This is a genomic window from Ruegeria sp. AJ12 (assembly GCF_056536245.1).
Map to the genome: position 1 here is coordinate 92,033 of NZ_JBQFJJ010000001.1, position 15,393 is coordinate 107,425.

14 protein-coding genes are annotated in these 15,393 nt (G+C 60.0%); 4 read left to right on the top strand and 10 right to left on the bottom strand.

Going from position 1 to position 15,393, the window contains the following annotated elements:
• Nucleotides 1–31 precede the first annotated feature (31 nt).
• From ACR3E0_RS00535 to betB, 3 genes are all read right to left on the bottom strand, one after another.
• Nucleotides 32–1,384 (bottom strand): MmgE/PrpD family protein, encoded by a 1,353-nt coding sequence (locus tag ACR3E0_RS00535; protein WP_480475125.1) that lies wholly within the window; start codon nt 1,382–1,384, stop codon nt 32–34.
• Nucleotides 1,381–3,825, bottom strand: coding sequence for a GcvT family protein (locus ACR3E0_RS00540; RefSeq protein WP_480475127.1), 2,445 nt, complete (start codon nt 3,823–3,825; stop codon nt 1,381–1,383). The genes ACR3E0_RS00535 and ACR3E0_RS00540 overlap by 4 nt, the downstream gene beginning before the upstream one ends.
• A 147-nt stretch (nt 3,826–3,972) precedes the next feature.
• Nucleotides 3,973–5,427 carry a betaine-aldehyde dehydrogenase gene (gene betB / locus ACR3E0_RS00545; protein WP_480475129.1) on the bottom strand — a complete coding sequence of 485 codons (1,455 nt, stop codon included), beginning with the start codon at nt 5,425–5,427 and terminating at the stop codon, nt 3,973–3,975.
• A 177-nt stretch (nt 5,428–5,604) separates the two neighbouring features.
• Here betB and ACR3E0_RS00550 point away from each other — a divergent pair, with 177 nt between their 5' ends.
• Entirely contained in the window at nt 5,605–5,934 is a 330-nt protein-coding gene (locus ACR3E0_RS00550; RefSeq protein ID WP_480475131.1) for a hypothetical protein, read from the top strand.
• On the opposite strand, the gene ACR3E0_RS00555 is transcribed toward ACR3E0_RS00550, so the two are convergent.
• Together ACR3E0_RS00555 and trhO are read right to left on the bottom strand one after the other, a co-directional pair.
• Entirely contained in the window at nt 5,935–6,438 is a 504-nt protein-coding gene (locus tag ACR3E0_RS00555; protein ID WP_480475133.1) for an ion channel, read from the bottom strand. It abuts the gene before it with no gap.
• A 75-nt stretch (nt 6,439–6,513) separates the two neighbouring features.
• Complete coding sequence (trhO, locus tag ACR3E0_RS00560) at nt 6,514–7,419, bottom strand: oxygen-dependent tRNA uridine(34) hydroxylase TrhO (protein WP_480475135.1); 906 nt, start codon at nt 7,417–7,419, stop codon at nt 6,514–6,516.
• Nucleotides 7,420–7,514: 95 nt separating this feature from the next.
• On the opposite strand from trhO, the gene pncA reads away from it, so the two are divergent.
• The gene (gene pncA, locus ACR3E0_RS00565) at nt 7,515–8,108 is read left to right on the top strand and encodes a bifunctional nicotinamidase/pyrazinamidase (RefSeq protein WP_480475137.1); all 594 of its coding nucleotides are present in this window, start codon (nt 7,515–7,517) and stop codon (nt 8,106–8,108) included.
• Here pncA and ACR3E0_RS00570 read toward each other — a convergent pair.
• Nucleotides 8,105–8,635: a hypothetical protein gene (locus ACR3E0_RS00570; RefSeq protein WP_480475139.1), complete on the bottom strand. Its 531-nt coding sequence runs from the start codon at nt 8,633–8,635 to the stop codon at nt 8,105–8,107. The two genes, pncA and ACR3E0_RS00570, sit on opposite strands and share 4 nt — an antisense overlap.
• Before the next feature lie 165 nt (nt 8,636–8,800).
• Here ACR3E0_RS00570 and pncB point away from each other — a divergent pair, with 165 nt between their 5' ends.
• Nucleotides 8,801–10,093, top strand: coding sequence for a nicotinate phosphoribosyltransferase (gene pncB / locus ACR3E0_RS00575; RefSeq protein ID WP_480475141.1), 1,293 nt, complete (start codon nt 8,801–8,803; stop codon nt 10,091–10,093).
• An 11-nt stretch (nt 10,094–10,104) separates the two neighbouring features.
• Here the strand turns inward: pncB and ACR3E0_RS00580 are convergent, their stop codons facing one another.
• Genes ACR3E0_RS00580 through ACR3E0_RS00595 form a run of 4 tightly spaced genes read right to left on the bottom strand, consistent with a single transcriptional unit; the run spans nt 10,105 to nt 14,957 of the window.
• Entirely contained in the window at nt 10,105–11,556 is a 1,452-nt protein-coding gene (locus ACR3E0_RS00580) for an aldehyde dehydrogenase family protein (protein WP_480475143.1), read from the bottom strand.
• 46 nt (nt 11,557–11,602) lie between these two features.
• Nucleotides 11,603–13,201: an ABC transporter ATP-binding protein gene (locus ACR3E0_RS00585; RefSeq protein WP_480475145.1), complete on the bottom strand. Its 1,599-nt coding sequence runs from the start codon at nt 13,199–13,201 to the stop codon at nt 11,603–11,605.
• Nucleotides 13,198–14,013 (bottom strand): ABC transporter permease, encoded by an 816-nt coding sequence (locus ACR3E0_RS00590; RefSeq protein WP_480475147.1) that lies wholly within the window; start codon nt 14,011–14,013, stop codon nt 13,198–13,200. The genes ACR3E0_RS00585 and ACR3E0_RS00590 overlap by 4 nt, the downstream gene beginning before the upstream one ends.
• Complete coding sequence (locus ACR3E0_RS00595; RefSeq protein WP_480475149.1) at nt 14,010–14,957, bottom strand: ABC transporter permease; 948 nt, start codon at nt 14,955–14,957, stop codon at nt 14,010–14,012. The genes ACR3E0_RS00590 and ACR3E0_RS00595 overlap by 4 nt, the downstream gene beginning before the upstream one ends.
• Before the next feature lie 110 nt (nt 14,958–15,067).
• Here ACR3E0_RS00595 and ACR3E0_RS00600 point away from each other — a divergent pair, with 110 nt between their 5' ends.
• Nucleotides 15,068–15,388: an SH3 domain-containing protein gene (locus ACR3E0_RS00600; protein ID WP_480475151.1), complete on the top strand. Its 321-nt coding sequence runs from the start codon at nt 15,068–15,070 to the stop codon at nt 15,386–15,388.
• Nucleotides 15,389–15,393: the final 5 nt, after the last annotated feature.

Consider the following 15,393-nt stretch of genomic DNA (forward strand, 5'->3'; position numbering starts at 1 on the left):
TTGAGTCCGAGGACAATCTGACCCGTCCCAGTCAGGCGTTCGCTGGCGCGTAGACAAGCCCCACCAGATCCGCATAGCGCGATCCGGGTTTCGTCCAGCCCAAAATGGCGGCGCTGATATCGCCCGCCCGTGTGTCGCCGATGACGGGAGATGCAAACTGATGGAACTTGTCCATGACATCTCTTTTGTCGAGCGGGGCCTCGGGCCCTCCACGGGCATTGAGATCCCCTGAGCTCAGGACGCGACCGTCCGATGTGACGATCTCGACATCCGCCCAGCGCCCTTGCGGGAACCGCGCGCTGTGCCGGTCGCGTTCAGCGACGTGAATACGGGGCATCAGCCGGGCGACAACCGGATCGGTCAAGCCCGCGCCCGAGATATGCTCGGCCCCAATGCGACCATGCACCGCCTGAACAGCAACGGCAAAAGCCAGCGAATACTGCGCCTGCGATGTCGTGTCCGGGAGCCCTGAAAAAAGGCAGACCGCTTCGTTGAAACTGTGGATATGCACCGCCTCAATCTGTTGATGGGCCAGATCGTGGTCCTGCATGATCGCCCGCACGCCGTCGATGGCCGCATGAGCCCATCGGCAGATCGGATAGGGTTTGATGTATTGCTGCTCGACCTGCCAGACCTGACCCAGATCTGCCCAGTGCGGCGCGGCCGCATCGGCCTCGATCGTGATTGCAGGAGCACCGGTAAACCCTTGCTCGGCCAGGATAGCCGCTGACATTCCGACCATGGCCCCCCAACCGGAGCCGTCATGCAGCATTGTCGGATTTGCAATCTCGCGCATCATCTGACTGCGAGGCCCGTGGTACTCGGCTATGCCCATTGCCTGACGCATGGTTTCCGGTGAATGCCCGCGCAATCGCGCGGCCATCGCAACGACACCCAGCGCATTCCAGGCGCCGGATGTGTGGTAATCGCTGACGCTTGCATGCAACGACAGACCGGCCCGCCCGGCAATCTCGTACCCGGTGACAACAGCGGCCAGAGCGTCCGGGCCGCTCAAATCGGGACAGTGTTCTGCTAGGGCCGCGAGTGCAGGCAGGATGACGACACCAATATGACCCTTGGTCGGATTGTAACCGTCGTGACCATCCAGATTGTCCGTCTGCGTGGCGGCGGCATAGGCTGCTCCGGCCATGCTGACCGTTCGCCCGTCGAACATCATGCGGGCACTGTGGGATGGATGGGTGCTAGCATACAGTAAGGCCGAGGTATCGCGGGCGATCAAACCGGCCTGCATCGGCCCCGAAGCGATCAGGACACCCATCGTGTCCAGCATCAGCACCGCCGCCGCCTCACGCGCGCTGGTCGGAATTTCCCCGGCCGGTCGGTTGAGGGCAAACTCGGCAACGCGGGTAAATGTGTCGGTCACTTGGCCGGCTCCATCACCGGTGTCCGAATGTCGCGCAGACGCAGCCCATCCGGATCGAAAGGTGGTTTGGCGAGGATCCGGGCGGTGTGCGGTTTACCGAGGATGAATATCTCGACCGTGTCACCGGGCTGAGCCACTTTGGGATCCACATATCCGATAGCCAGCGATTTGCCGACCGAATACCCATAAGCCCCCGACGTCACGCGACCAACGGATCGCCCGTCTGGCGTGAAGACCGGCTCGCCACCTGCTGCATCAGCATCTTTGGCGTCTACCTCAAAGACCGACAACACTTCCCGCGGGGCAGTGTCCCTGACGGACAAATAGGCGTCCTTGTGCAGAAACTCTTTGTCCAGCTTGATCAACCCGGCCAGACCAACCTCCTGTGGCCAGTATTCCTGCGAGTATTCGCGGCCCCAAGAGCCATAGCCTTTCTCGATACGCAACGATCCCAACGCGCGGCCCCCGACCGGGCCGCCGCCCAGCTCTTTGGCAGCATCCAACAACGCCGTATAGAGCCTGATCTGATCCTTTTCAGCGCAATGCAGTTCCCATCCCAGATCACCGGTAAAACTGACGCGGATCGCAAGACAAGTGACGCCCGCGACCTCGATGGTCTGCGACCGCATGAACCGAAAGGCGTCGTTGGCCAGATCCGTGTTGGTCAGACGCTGCAAGACCTCGCGGGATCTGGGCCCGGCAACGTTGAAACCGGCAATACGGTCGGTGGCAACCTCGAACGTTGTACCTTTTGGAAGGTCTACCATATTGAAGAACCGCTGATGATAGCGTTCGGCCATACCGGAACCGATCATCATGTAGTTGTCTTCACCAACCTTGGTGATGGTAAAGTCACCCGCCACGCCACCCCGGACCGAGATCAACGGCGTCAGACACGAGCGGCCCACCTCGGTCGGCACGCGGTTTGCGACCAGACGGTCCAACCAGTCATGGGCGCCCGGTCCCGTGATCACGTAATTGGCGAAGTTCGAGATATCGATAACACCTAGATTCTCGCGCAGCATCCGGACTTCGCGCCCCACCGGCTCCCACCAGTTCTGGCGGGTGAAGCCGTTGGTGTCCACCGTACCGGGCTGATCAGCGAACCATAGGGGGTGTTCCCAGCCGCAGTTGAGCCCAAAGACGCAGCCCATGTCCTTCTGCATCTCGTACGCGGGGCGCACACGGGCGGGGCGACCGGCACTGCGTTCTTCGTTGGGGAAATGGATGGCAAAACGGTGCGCATACTGATCCTCGACCCGCGCTTTGGTAAACTTTTTGTCGGCCCAATCGCCAAATCGCGCCAGATCCCAGGCAAACATGTCGTATTGCGGCTCGCCCTCGATCATCCATTGGGCAGAAAGCAAGCCAAGGCCACCCGACTGGGAAAAGCCGGGGATGATACCGGTGCAACAGAAATAGTTCTGCAGTTCCGGCACCGGCCCCCAGATCGCATTCGAGTCCGGAGACCAGATCATCGGCCCGTTGATCACCCGTTTGACCCCCGCTGTGGCAGCCACCGGCACGCGTTCCGTGGCGCGGATGACGTTTTCCATGATCCGGTCCAGATCGTCCGGAAACAGGTCATGGGCGAAATCCAGCGGTGTGCCGTTCTCGGCCCAGAACCGCATGTCCTTCTCATACGCCCCGATCAGCAGCCCGTTGCCCTCCTGCCGGAAGTAGTATTCGCCATCGCGGTCGGCGATGGATGGCAGTCGACGGCCCAAAGTCGCGACTTCATCAATTGCTTCGGTAACAAAATACTGGTGCTCGGTCGGTTGCAGAGGCAGCTCGATACCCGCCAGTGCCGCAACCTCACGCCCCCAGAGACCACCTGCATTGACCACCCATTGCGTGTGGATATCGCCCTTTTCGGTACGCACGATCCATGACCCGTCAGGCTGTTGATCAATGCCTATTACGGGGCAAAACCGCTCAATCGTGGCGCCCATCGCCCGCGCACCTGCGGCATAGGCATGGGTCACGCCCGAGGGATCCACGTTGCCGCCATCCGGTTCGAACATGATGCAGCGAATGTCGTCGAACTGGGCCAGCGGGTGCAGTTCCATCGCCTGCTCGCGGCTGATCTCATAAAAGTTCAGGCCGTAGAATTTCGCTTTGGCTTCCTGAAGGCGCAATTGGTGCTCGCGGTCTTCGGTCTGGGCCAGATAAAGAGACCCCGACTGGAACACCCCACAGCCCTGCCCGGTCTCCTTCTCCAGCTCCTTGTACAGGTTCATCGTATAGTGCTGGATACGGGTGATGTTGTTGTTGTCGTGCAGCCCGTGGATGTTCGCCGCCGCATGCCAGGTCGAGCCGCTGGTCAACTCGTCCCGTTCCAGCAGGACCACATCGGTCCATCCAAGCTTGGCCAGATGGTAGAGGATCGAACATCCGACCAGGCCTCCTCCGATCACAACGGCCTGTGCGTGGGTTTTCATAGGACGACTCTCCTGTAATGCGGGCCTCTCAGAGCGGCTCGGATACAGGAAAGTCAGCCATAGGTCGGATGGGGCTTGTGCTCTGTTCCCGACGCGAAATGTCGGGAACAGAGCTTCTCGGTCCAAAAATTCTAATGTGAAGTTGAGTCAGTAGGGCGCCTGGATGTCATTCATCGACACGTAGACCGTCTTCATTTCGCTGAAATGGTTGACCGCCAGTTTCGAGTTCTCGCGCCCGACACCCGACATCTTGGACCCGCCAAACGGAGCTTCGACAGGCGCGTTGTTGTAGGTGTTGATGTAGCAGGTGCCCGCCTCGAATGCGGCCACGATACGGTGGGCCCGGGTCAAGTCATTGGTGAAAACCCCAGCCGCCAGCCCAAATTCGATCCCGTTGGCGCGGGCCAACACGTCCTCCTCGGTGTCGAAATCCAGCACCGACATCACCGGGCCAAAGATTTCCTCGCGCGCGATGGTCATATTGTCGGTGACATCTGCAAAAACGGTGGGCTGAATGTAGAACCCGTCGCCATCGATCCGCGCGCCGCCATAGACCAGCCTGGCACCTTCGGCCTTGCCCTTTTCGATATAGCGCAAAGCAATGTTCATCTGGCTTTCGCTGACCAGCGGACCAAAATTGACCTCTTCGTCCAGCGGGTCACCGATCTTGACCGTGGCAAGGCGTTCGGACAGGCGGGTCAGAAAGGCCTCTTTGATACCCTTTTGCACGAAGACGCGTGTGCCATTCGAACAGACCTGTCCCGACGAATAGAAATTGCCAAGGATCGCGCCCGACACCGCATTTTCGATGTCCGCGTCGTCGAACACGATCATCGGTGACTTGCCGCCCAGTTCCATCGTCACATGCTTCATACCATCGGCTGCGGCCGCATAGACTTTGCGGCCCGTCGGAACCGATCCCGTCAGCGACACCTTGGCCACGCGGGGATCGGTGACCAGCGCGGCCCCCACATCTCCGTAACCCTGAACGACATTGTAGATGCCTTTTGGTGCACCGGCCTCGATCAGGATCTCCGCCACCTTCAATGCGGATAGTGGCGTGGTCTCGGAGGGTTTGAAGACCATCGCATTGCCACATGCGAGCGCTGGGGCGCCTTTCCAACACGCGATCTGGGTCGGATAGTTCCACGCCCCTATACCGACACACACGCCCAGCGCCTCGCGGATGGTGTAGACAAAATCACCGCCGCCCAACGGGATGTGCTCGCCGGTCAGCGACGCGGCCAGCCCACCGAAATACTCCAATGCGTCCGCACCGCTGGTCGCATCCGCCACCAGCGTCTCCTGCAAAGGTTTGCCGGTGTCATGCGTCTCGATGATGGACAGATCGCGGTTGCGTTCGCGCATGATATCAGCCGCGCGCCGCAACACCCGGCCGCGTTCCGTGCCAGACAGGGCCGCCCAAGCGGATTGCGCGTTTTTCGCGCTGTTTAGAGCCTGTTCCACGATGGCAGGTGTCGCGGAATGCAGCCGGGCGATCACCTCGCCAGTGGCCGGAAACACAACGTCGATTTCGGCACCATCGGTATCTTCGACATACGCGCCATCGATGAAGTGACTGGCGGTGGGTTGAAATCTCATGGATTCGTCCTTTGATCTGTGTTGGACGCGCAGGTAACGCGCGCCGAATATGGTCGCAAGACGACGGGACAGGCTGGTTTGAAAACGGCACGCAAAGTGTCGCGACCGGCGGAAATCTTGAAACAGTTCCAAAAATGTTCTATATTTGTTCTCATGTGGAACAGAGGTTAATGAGCCATGTCCAACGCTGCCCATCAAAGCTGGTTCGATGCCCCCAGCAACGATTATCACCTGCTGCCGGTCACCGATCGGCAAATACGCTATGCCCGCGCGATTGCTGAGAAATCCGCGCTCGAGATTCCGGTCGAGGCGCAGCGCGATCGCAAATCCATGTCTGACTGGATCTCGGCAAACAAACCGCAGGACACCTCACCCTTTGCCAACTACCCGACCGGCAAGCAGGTCGCGTTTGCCGAACGAATCTCGCGCAGCAAACGACGCCCGATCCCGTCCGAGTGCTTCCGTGACAAACAGATGATGTCGCGCTGGATCGATCAGAACCGGTAATCAGTGATGGGTGTGATTGCGTGCGTAGATGCTGACCGCCGCCGCGACAAACATGCCAAGCAGAATGTACCCCGTGACAGCCTCAGCCGCAGCAAGGCCGCGACACAGGCCGACAGGGCTCAGATCGCCGTATCCCACGGTGGTAAACGTGACATATGAGAAATACAGCACGTCGGCAGGCCCGTTTGCGCCGACAACGCACAGATCATTGTACCCGAACGCTCCGTAGACAGCGGCAAACAGAAACGGGACAACCTGAATAAAGGACACGCCCATCAGAAACAAAAGTCGGCGCGGTGATCTGACCTGTGTCATGTAGAACCACGATTGCGAGACGATCCAGATCACCAGACCAACTGCGGCAATCGTGCCGATGGTGTCCCCTGCCGTCGCATCACTGAGACGCGTCAGCCCGAACCATGCCAGAAAGCTGGCCAAAACCAGCCCCAGCGCGGCAAAAAGCGTCGATTTCCATTCTTCCAGAGTTCTGGGTTCGTCGGACATGCGCGCTCCAATTGGCTGATCTGCAGGCAATCTTCGGGGTTCGGGCCGGTCATCGCAACCGAAATTCCGTGCCGGTCAGTCCGAACCCAGATGCTCGACCCCGCGCGCACGGGCCAGCAGGATTTGTTTCTGCCGCTCGCGGAACCGTGCCTTGTCCGCCTCGGATGTCTCGTCGATGCACCGGTGACAACACACACCGTGCTCGTAGTCCGGGCGTTTCATATCCTCGGGCAGGATCGGGCGTCGGCACCCGTGGCACAGGTTGTGCGGCCCTTCGACCAACCCGTGCCCGACGGACACGCGGTTGTCGAAGACAAAACATTCGCCCTGCCACGTGCTGTCCTCGGCGGGCATTTCCTCGAGATAGCGCAGGATGCCACCCTTGAGGTGAAAGACATCCTCAACCCCCTGCCCAAGCAGGTAGTTGGTGGATTTTTCACACCGAATGCCGCCCGTGCAGAACATGGCAACGCGCTTATTGTGAAACCGATCCTTGTTCGCCTCCCACCAGGCCGGGAAATCCCGAAAGCTGGCGGTTTCAGGGTCTATTGCGCCCTCAAACGTGCCAATCGCCACCTCGTAGTCATTGCGCGTATCAATGACCACCACGTCATCCGAGCGGATCAGATCGTTCCACTCCTGCGGTTCGACATAGTTGCCGACGCGGGCGCGCGGATCGACATCCGGCTGGCCCATGGTCACGATCTCTTTCTTCAGACGCACTTTCATTTTGCCAAACGGCGGGTGATCGGCGGTGGCCTCTTTCCATTCCAGATCCGCGCAGCCGGGTAAGGCGCGGATATGAGCCAACACCGCGTCGATGCCCGCGCGGGGGCCAGCGATAGTGCCGTTGATCCCCTCTTGCGCCAGCAGCAGGGTGCCTTTGACAGACTGTGCGCGGCAAAGCTTTGCCAAAGGCGCACGCAAGGCAACGTGGTCCGGAAACCGCGTAAAGTGATAAAGGGCTGCGATCGTGTACATGCGCGCGGTCTAAACCCGCAGACACAGAGTCGCAAGAGACTGCATTGACGCCCCGAGCCCGGCCCCCTACCGATAGGGCATCCAAGGAGGCTGCCATGACCCACGCCCTGATCGTGATCGATGTCCAGAACGACTTTTGCCCCGGTGGTGCGCTGGCCGTGGCCGGCGGCGACGACGTGGTTGCCCCGATCAACGCCATGATGGACGAATTTGATGCGGTGATCCTGACCCAGGACTGGCATCCCGCCGGTCATTCCTCGTTCGCCAGTGCACATTCCGGCAAAGCCCCGTTCGAGATGACCGACATGCCCTATGGCCGACAAGTCCTATGGCCGGATCATTGTGTTCAGGGTTCGGATGGTGCAGCGTTCCACCCCGATCTGCGTGTCGATGGCGACCTGATCCTGCGCAAAGGCTTCCGCAGCGCCATCGACAGCTATTCCGCCTTTTTCGAGAATGATCAGACAACACCGACCGGTCTGAAAGGCTATCTGGAAACACGCGGGATCAGGCAACTCACCATGGTTGGGTTGGCAACCGACTTCTGCGTCCACTTTTCGGCTGTCGACGCGGCCAGGCTGGGCTTCGATGTCACCGTGCGGCTGAACGCTTGCCGGGCGATCGATATGGATGGATCACTTGCCGCCGCGCAACAGGCCATGCGGGACGCCGGCGTTGCGCTGACTTAGGGCGACGCACCGGCCGCCGCCAAATACTTGAACAGCGCAAACAACATGACGGCCAGTCCCAGGGCAAAACCAAGCCGCCCGGGCAATGCGCGCCGTTTCGGTTTGCTCTCAGATCGCTGCGGGATTTCATGCCGAACAGGGGAAACCCGCACAACGCCGGCCTTGGGTCGCGCACGTCGAACACACTCCAGGAACTGCCACAAGTCGAACTCGCCGCAATACTCGCCTTGAACCCCCCGGCTTTTGATGTTGGCGAACAAGGCGCGCAGAATCCTGTCCCGATCAGGCATGTCTTCGGGCGGATACACGCCGGCTGCGATGCCACTGCTATGATCCTCCAGACCAAACCCGGCATCCAGAAACATCTTGCGGATCTTAGGCGACGCACCGCGCAGGGCATCCGCAGTTTTAACGCTCCGAAACAACGCGCGTACGACGACGCCGTCCCGGCCATCGAGAGCAGTGCCTTCAGGATCTATGTCGTCAAATGTGTTTCTTACAATGTCAAAATCGTACTCGAGACCCATTCACAAACTTCAACCTTCTCGTTCCATCCCCACATTTCACTAACCCGCGAAAAGAACTGACAATATGCCTGCAATGTGACTTGAACTGGGCATTGTCATCAGATTAGCGACTCTTGCCAATCACCGTGCCGATTGATCTAACAACGGAAATCGCAGGAGTTCCCCATGGTCGACATTGCGACCCGTGTGTACAATCACAAATGGAAGATCGACCCGATTGTGCGGTCTTTGATCGACACAGATTTCTACAAACTGCTGATGTGCCAGTCAGTGTTTCGAAACAAGCCCCAAACGGATGTCGTGTTTTCACTGATCAACAGGTCGAATCATGTGCCTCTGGCCCGCCTGATCGACGAGGGAGAGCTGCGCGAACAGCTTGATCACATCCGGTCGCTCAGCCTCAGCCGGGGCGAAAGCACCTGGCTGCGCGGCAACATGTTCTACGGCAAACGCCAGATGTTCCGCTCGGATTTCATGGAATGGTTCGAAGCTCTGCGCCTGCCGCCCTACCATCTGGAACGCAAGGGCGATCAGTATGAGCTGACGTTCGAAGGCAAATGGCACGAGGTCATGCTGTGGGAAATCCCGGCCCTTGCGGTGTTGATGGAACTGCGTTCCCGTGCGGTCATAAACCAGATGCGCCGGTTCGAGCTGCAGGTGTTGTACGCCCGCGCCATGACCCGCGTCTGGCAGAAAATCGAACAGCTGGGCGCAATTGACGGTCTGGGCATCGCTGATTTTGGCACCCGGCGCCGACATTCCTTTCTCTGGCAGGACTGGTGCGTTCAGGCGATGATCGAAGGGTTGGGAGACTCGTTCACCGGCACTTCGAATTGCCTGATTGCCATGCGTCGTGAGGTCGAGGCCATCGGCACCAATGCGCATGAACTGCCGATGGTGTATTCGGCACTGGCCAACAGCGACGCGGAACTGGCGCAGGCGCCCTATGATGTTCTGAGCGATTGGCATGACGAGCATGACGGCAATCTGCGGATCATTCTGCCTGATACCTATGGCACCAAGGGATTTCTGGATCGGGCGCCCGACTGGCTGGCAGGCTGGACCGGTATCCGCATCGACAGCGGCGATCCGGCGGCTGGTGCCGAAATAGCCATCGACTGGTGGAAGTCGCGCAGCGAAGACCCAAAGGAAAAGCGGATCATCTTTTCGGACGGTCTGGACGTGGACAAGATTCAGGAATTGCACGCCCAGTTTGCGGGGCGCGTTAACATCTCGTTCGGTTGGGGCACCCTGCTGACGAATGATTTCCGGGGCCTTGTGCCCAACGACGCGCTGGCGCCGTTCTCGCTGGTCTGCAAGGCCGTGTCCGCCAACGGCCGCCCGACCGTGAAACTCTCGGACAACCCGGAAAAGGCTATGGGTCCGGCGGACCAGATCGAGCGCTACAAGCGGGTGTTTGGTGTGGGCGCACAGGAGGCGATTGAGGTGATCGTTTAGAGGCGCGTTGCCTAGCCGTGAAACGCCGCAACCGTCTTGAGTTGCGAAAACCCATACAAAGCCTCGAACCCCTTTTCGCGGCCATGGCCGGATTTGCCGACGCCGCCAAAGGGCAGTTCCACGCCGCCGCCCGCCCCGTAATTGTTGATGAACACCTGACCCGAACGCAAGCGCTTCGCCAGTCTCATCTGGCGCGCGCCATCGCGTGTCCAGATGCTGGCAACGAGACCATAGTCGGTGCTGTTTGCTATGGTGAGAGCCTGTTCTTCCGTGTCAAACGGGATCAGCACCTGGACCGGGCCAAAAATTTCGTCCCTCGCTAACGCGTGATCCGGTGGGACTTCTGAGAACAAAGTGGGTTTGACATAGGCGCCGCTTTTGGGCGTATCGCCGACGATTTCACCTTGCGCTGCGATGGTCAGGTCATTCCCTTTTGCAAGGAAACTTGTCACAATGTCTTTCTGCCGGTCCGAGATCAGTGGACCTACCTTTAAATCCGCTGTTGCGGGACCAGCCGTCAGATCCCGGTAGGCGTCTGCCATGCGCGACCTGACCTGATCATAGACCCCGCGTTGCACCAGAATGCGCGAGGATGCCGAGCAGGTTTGTCCCGCGTTCTGGATGCCCGCATTGACCAGAAACGGCAGTGCTGCATCGAGATCGGCGTCATCGAAGACCAGTTGCGGGGACTTGCCGCCCAATTCCAATGTCACAGGCACGACGTTCCGCCCTGCTGCCTGTTGCACCAGTGCGCCTGTCGCGACCGAACCTGTGAACGAGATGTGGTCAACGTCCGGGTGCTCCGCCAGCGCAGCCCCTGCTTCGGCGCCCAGCCCCGGGACTACGTTCAGCGCGCCCGGCGGCAAGCCTGCCTCGATCGCGAGATGGGCAAACCCAAGTGCGGTCAGGCACGCCTCTTCCGCCGGTTTCAGGACGCAGGCGTTGCCCATGGCCAGCGCGGCCCCGACAGATCGGCCGATGATCTGCATCGGGTAGTTCCAGGGCACGATATGACCCGTGACGCCGTGCGGTTCGCGCAGAGTGTAGACGGTATAGCCCTCAAGATACGGAATGGTCTCGCCCATTACCTTGTCGGCCGCCCCGCCGTAAAACTCGCAATACCGCGCAAGGGCCAGCGCATCCGCGCGGGCCTGTGTCAGAGGTTTGCCGACATCCATCGCCTCGAGCAGCGCAAGGTCATCGATCCGCTCCTGCACCAGCTGCCCCAAACGGCTGAGCAAACGTCCCCTGTCAACCGCAGTCATGCGGCCCCAATCACCCTCGCGGGCCGCGCGCGCCGCTGTAACGGCGGCGTCGACGTCCACGCCTTGGCCCCGAGCAATATGACAGATCTCGGACCCGTCGGACGGATTGATCATTGGCAGGGTCTGTCCCGATACGGGCGGTGTCCACGTGCCTCCAATCAGACACAGACCGGGATCAAACCAGAGAGGGTTGGTCATGGGTCACTCCTAAAAATCAGGCTCTCACAAGGCGGTTTTGGTGTTTTCATGCGACGCTCTTTCTAAACTCCGGCAATCGGGGCGCCGCTGCAATCAGCGATTGTGTATAGGGGTGCTGGGGCTCCGCAAACACCTGTTCTGTCTCACCCTGTTCGACGATCTGACCGGCGCGCATCACCAGAACGCGGTCTGTGATGGTGCGGACAACACTCAGGTCGTGGCTGATGAACAGGTAAGTGAGATCATAGGCGTCGCACAGCTCTGCAAGCAGGTCCAGTATCTGCGCGCGGACCGAGACATCCAGCGCCGAGACAGCCTCGTCAAACAGGATAAGCTCGGGCCGGATGATCAATGCCCGCGCAATGGCAATTCGTTGACGCTGCCCGCCGGAAAACTCGTGGATGTACTTGGTTGCGTCATCCGGGCTGAGGCCGACCGCTGTCAGCATTTCGGCAATACGGTCCTGTCGCTCTGATCCGGAGGGCGCCGTGTCCAGCAGATGAAACGGTTCGGTGACCAGACGCGCAACGCGGTGCCGGGGATTGAAACTGCCAAATGGGTCCTGAAACACCACCTGCATCTTGCGACGCACCGCCAGGTTTGGCGAGTGGCCTGAGAAAACCGGCTGCCCATCCAGAAGAATTTCGCCGCTCTGCACCTCTTCCAGGCCCAGAATAGCCCGTGTTAGTGTCGATTTTCCGCATCCGGACTCACCGACCAGCCCCAATCTTTCGCCCTTGCTCAGGGTAAAGCTCACGTGATCGACGGCACGGGTATGTCCGGGCGTTTCAAACAGGTTTTTCCGGGGCAAGCGGTAGTCGCGAACCACGTTTGACACGTGCAACAGGGGCTGAGGATGCTTGGGTATCGGCAAGATAACCTGATGACCGGACGCTTCGAACAACATGCGGGTGTAAGGGTGCTGCATATGGGCCAGCAAGTGGTTGGTCTTACCTGCCTCGACCACCTCCCCCTTTCGCATCACCACGATCTCGTTCGCCATATCGGCGACAACGGCCAGATCATGCGTGATCATCAGCAGGCCCATACCAAATTCAGCCACCAGCCCCTTGAGCAGATCCAATATCCTGGCCTGCGTGGTGACATCCAATGCCGTGGTCGGCTCATCCGCGATCAGCAGTTTGGGGCGCAGCGCAATCGCCATCGCAATGACAACCCTTTGGCGTTGGCCCCCGGACAACTCGTGCGGGTAGCGGGACAAAGGGAAGCGGTCAGGCGGCAAACCAACGCGGGTCAGCACCTCTTGCGCCCGATCCAGCGCCTTGTCGCGGCGCATGGCTTTGTGGATCAGGATCGTTTCCATCACCTGATCACCAATTGTGCGGACCGGGTTCAGCGCTGTCATCGGCTCCTGAAACACCATCCCGATCGCCGCGCCGCGCATGCGACACATGTCAGCTTCGGAAAGTTTCAGCAGGTCCTGTCCGTCCAGAAGGATCGATCCTTCACGGACCGCCCCGTTGGGCAACAGCTGCATGACAGACAGGGCGGTCATTGATTTGCCCGACCCGCTTTCGCCGGTCACGGCCACGATTTGACCCGGAGCCACTGACAGGTTTACCCGATCCAGTATCGGCAAGCCGTGGATGTTCAGCGAGAGGTTCTTGATCTCCAGCAGGCTCATGCGCGGGCCACCCGAATGCGTGGGTCCAGCCAGTCGCGCAGCCCGTCACCCAACAGGTTCAGACCCAGCACCGTCACGATGATGGCCATGCCCGGAATCAGAGCCAAATGCGGGGCAAAACTGACCATTGTCTGCGCGTCCGCCAGCATGCGACCCCAGCTGGGCGTGGGCGGCTGCGCCCCAAGCCCGACATATGACAGGCCCGCCTCGGCCAGGATACCCAGCGAGAACTGGATGGTCCCTTGTACGATCAACAGGTTCGCCACGTTGGGCAATATGTGCTCGGCTGAAATCCGGGCGGCGCCTTTGCCCGAGACCCGAGCGGCAAGGATGAATTCGCGCTCCCACAAGGACAGCGCGGCGCCGCGTGTGATACGAGCAAAGACGGGAATATTGAAGATGCCGATAGCGATGATCGCATTGATCGCCCCAGCCCCGAACACGGCAGTGATCAGGATCGCAATCACCAGCGAGGGGAAAGCAAACACCAGATCGTTGCCGCGCATGATCACCTCGTCCAGCCACGATCCCTTGCGCGCCGCCGCTGCAAGCCCAAGCGGCACGCCCAGGACCATGCCAATCCCCACGGCCACCAGCGCGACCGCAATTGACGTGCGCGCTCCGACCATGATCAGCGAGAACATATCCCGCCCGAAATGATCCGTACCGAACCAGTGCTGCGCGTCAGGCGGTTGCAGTTTGTTTGGGATATCCAGTGCCGCATAATCATACGGCGTCCAGATAAACGAGACCAATGCCGCCAGCAGAACCAGCGAGGACAGAGCCGCACCAAGGATCATGTTTCGGTTCATGTCCTGCTCCTGAGTCTCGGATCGACGGCGGCGTAGGCCAGATCAACCAGGAAATTCACGGTGATCACGGCAAAGACCAGCAACATGACCACGGATTCCACCACAATCAGATCGCGCGCCGAGATCGCCTGAAACACCAGCCGTCCAAGCCCCGGCAGGTAAAACACCTGTTCGATGATGATGGCTCCGGCCAGCAGGAACGAAAACTGTAGACCGATGATGGTTAGCACCGGGATCAAGGCGTTGCGCACCCCGTGGCGCCACAGCGCTTGCCGTCGGCTCAGGCCCTTGGCCCGGGCGGTGCGCATGAAATCCTCCCCCAGAATATCCAGCAGGGCAGATCGCATGACGCGGGCCAGAATGGCGGCCTGCGGCAGGGCAAGCGCAATAGCGGGCAAGGTCAGGGAATGCAGGCCGGTCCAGATCCCTTTGTCCCAGCCGGCAAATCCGCCCGCGTTGAACCAGCGCAGGTTGATGGCAAAGATCAGCACCAGCATCATGGCGAACCAGAAATTGGGAACGGCGATGCCCAGTTGCGTGGCACCCATCACCGTCAGATCACCAGGCTGTCCCCGCCGCGCAGCCGCGTAGATCCCCGCCGGGAATGCGATCAGGGTCGATAGGGTCAAGGCGTAAAGTGCCAGAGGCAAAGACACCCACAGGCGATCCGCAATCATTTGCGACACCGGTGTCCGATACGTGTAGGACGTGCCGAAATCGCCGACCAGCATGCCACCAACCCAGTCGAAATACCGTTCGACCTTGGACACATCCAACCCAAGCTCTGCGCGCAAGGCGGCCAGCGTGTCGGGCTGAGCGTTCACACCCAACATGAACGACGCGGGATCCCCGGGTGCGATCTCGATCACCGCAAAGATCACAACCGAGGCGACTGCGAGGCTGATCATCAGCGAAATCAGGCGTTTGAGGGCATAGCGAAGCATCAGCGTAACGTTAGGCCGCGCCGCGCTGTGGGTCCAGCATCAGATCCGTTGTTGTGAATCGGTCCCCGCTCTATCCTGCAACCATTGTTTGAAAGGAATTGACTATGAAAATGACCGTACTTGCGACCCTGTTTTTGTGCGGAGCGGGTGTTGCGACCGCTCAGCACCTGGATGTGGACTTCGTTATCTCTGAAGACGGGCAAGCCGCGGGATGCGCGGCCAGTATCGTGTCCGGGTTGGATCCAAATGGCGATGGCTTTCTGTCAGTGCGCACAGGCCCGGGCTCGAATTTCACCAAGATCGACGAGCTCAAAAATGGCGATACGGTCCGCACCTGCGCGCAGCAAGGGAAATGGATTGGCGTCTACTATGGCCAGCCCCGTCGCAAGGGCTGGGTCCATGGCAACTGGCTGATTGCCGGGGCCGGATAGCTCCG

What these genes read in the sequence shown, in the direction of transcription:
- ACR3E0_RS00540 (WP_480475127.1), bottom strand. Translation starts at nt 3,825, where the DNA reads ATGAAAACCCACGCACAGGCCGTTGTGATCGGAGGAGGCCTGGTCGGA.
- ACR3E0_RS00595 (WP_480475149.1), bottom strand. Translation starts at nt 14,957, where the DNA reads ATGCTTCGCTATGCCCTCAAACGCCTGATTTCGCTGATGATCAGCCTC.
- pncB (WP_480475141.1), top strand. Translation starts at nt 8,801, where the DNA reads ATGGTCGACATTGCGACCCGTGTGTACAATCACAAATGGAAGATCGAC.
- ACR3E0_RS00590 (WP_480475147.1), bottom strand. Translation starts at nt 14,013, where the DNA reads ATGAACCGAAACATGATCCTTGGTGCGGCTCTGTCCTCGCTGGTTCTG.
- ACR3E0_RS00600 (WP_480475151.1), top strand. Translation starts at nt 15,068, where the DNA reads ATGACCGTACTTGCGACCCTGTTTTTGTGCGGAGCGGGTGTTGCGACC.
- trhO (WP_480475135.1), bottom strand. Translation starts at nt 7,419, where the DNA reads ATGTACACGATCGCAGCCCTTTATCACTTTACGCGGTTTCCGGACCAC.
- ACR3E0_RS00555 (WP_480475133.1), bottom strand. Translation starts at nt 6,438, where the DNA reads ATGTCCGACGAACCCAGAACTCTGGAAGAATGGAAATCGACGCTTTTT.
- ACR3E0_RS00580 (WP_480475143.1), bottom strand. Translation starts at nt 11,556, where the DNA reads ATGACCAACCCTCTCTGGTTTGATCCCGGTCTGTGTCTGATTGGAGGC.
- ACR3E0_RS00550 (WP_480475131.1), top strand. Translation starts at nt 5,605, where the DNA reads ATGTCCAACGCTGCCCATCAAAGCTGGTTCGATGCCCCCAGCAACGAT.
- betB (WP_480475129.1), bottom strand. Translation starts at nt 5,427, where the DNA reads ATGAGATTTCAACCCACCGCCAGTCACTTCATCGATGGCGCGTATGTC.
- ACR3E0_RS00570 (WP_480475139.1), bottom strand. Translation starts at nt 8,635, where the DNA reads ATGGGTCTCGAGTACGATTTTGACATTGTAAGAAACACATTTGACGAC.
- pncA (WP_480475137.1), top strand. Translation starts at nt 7,515, where the DNA reads ATGACCCACGCCCTGATCGTGATCGATGTCCAGAACGACTTTTGCCCC.
- ACR3E0_RS00585 (WP_480475145.1), bottom strand. Translation starts at nt 13,201, where the DNA reads ATGAGCCTGCTGGAGATCAAGAACCTCTCGCTGAACATCCACGGCTTG.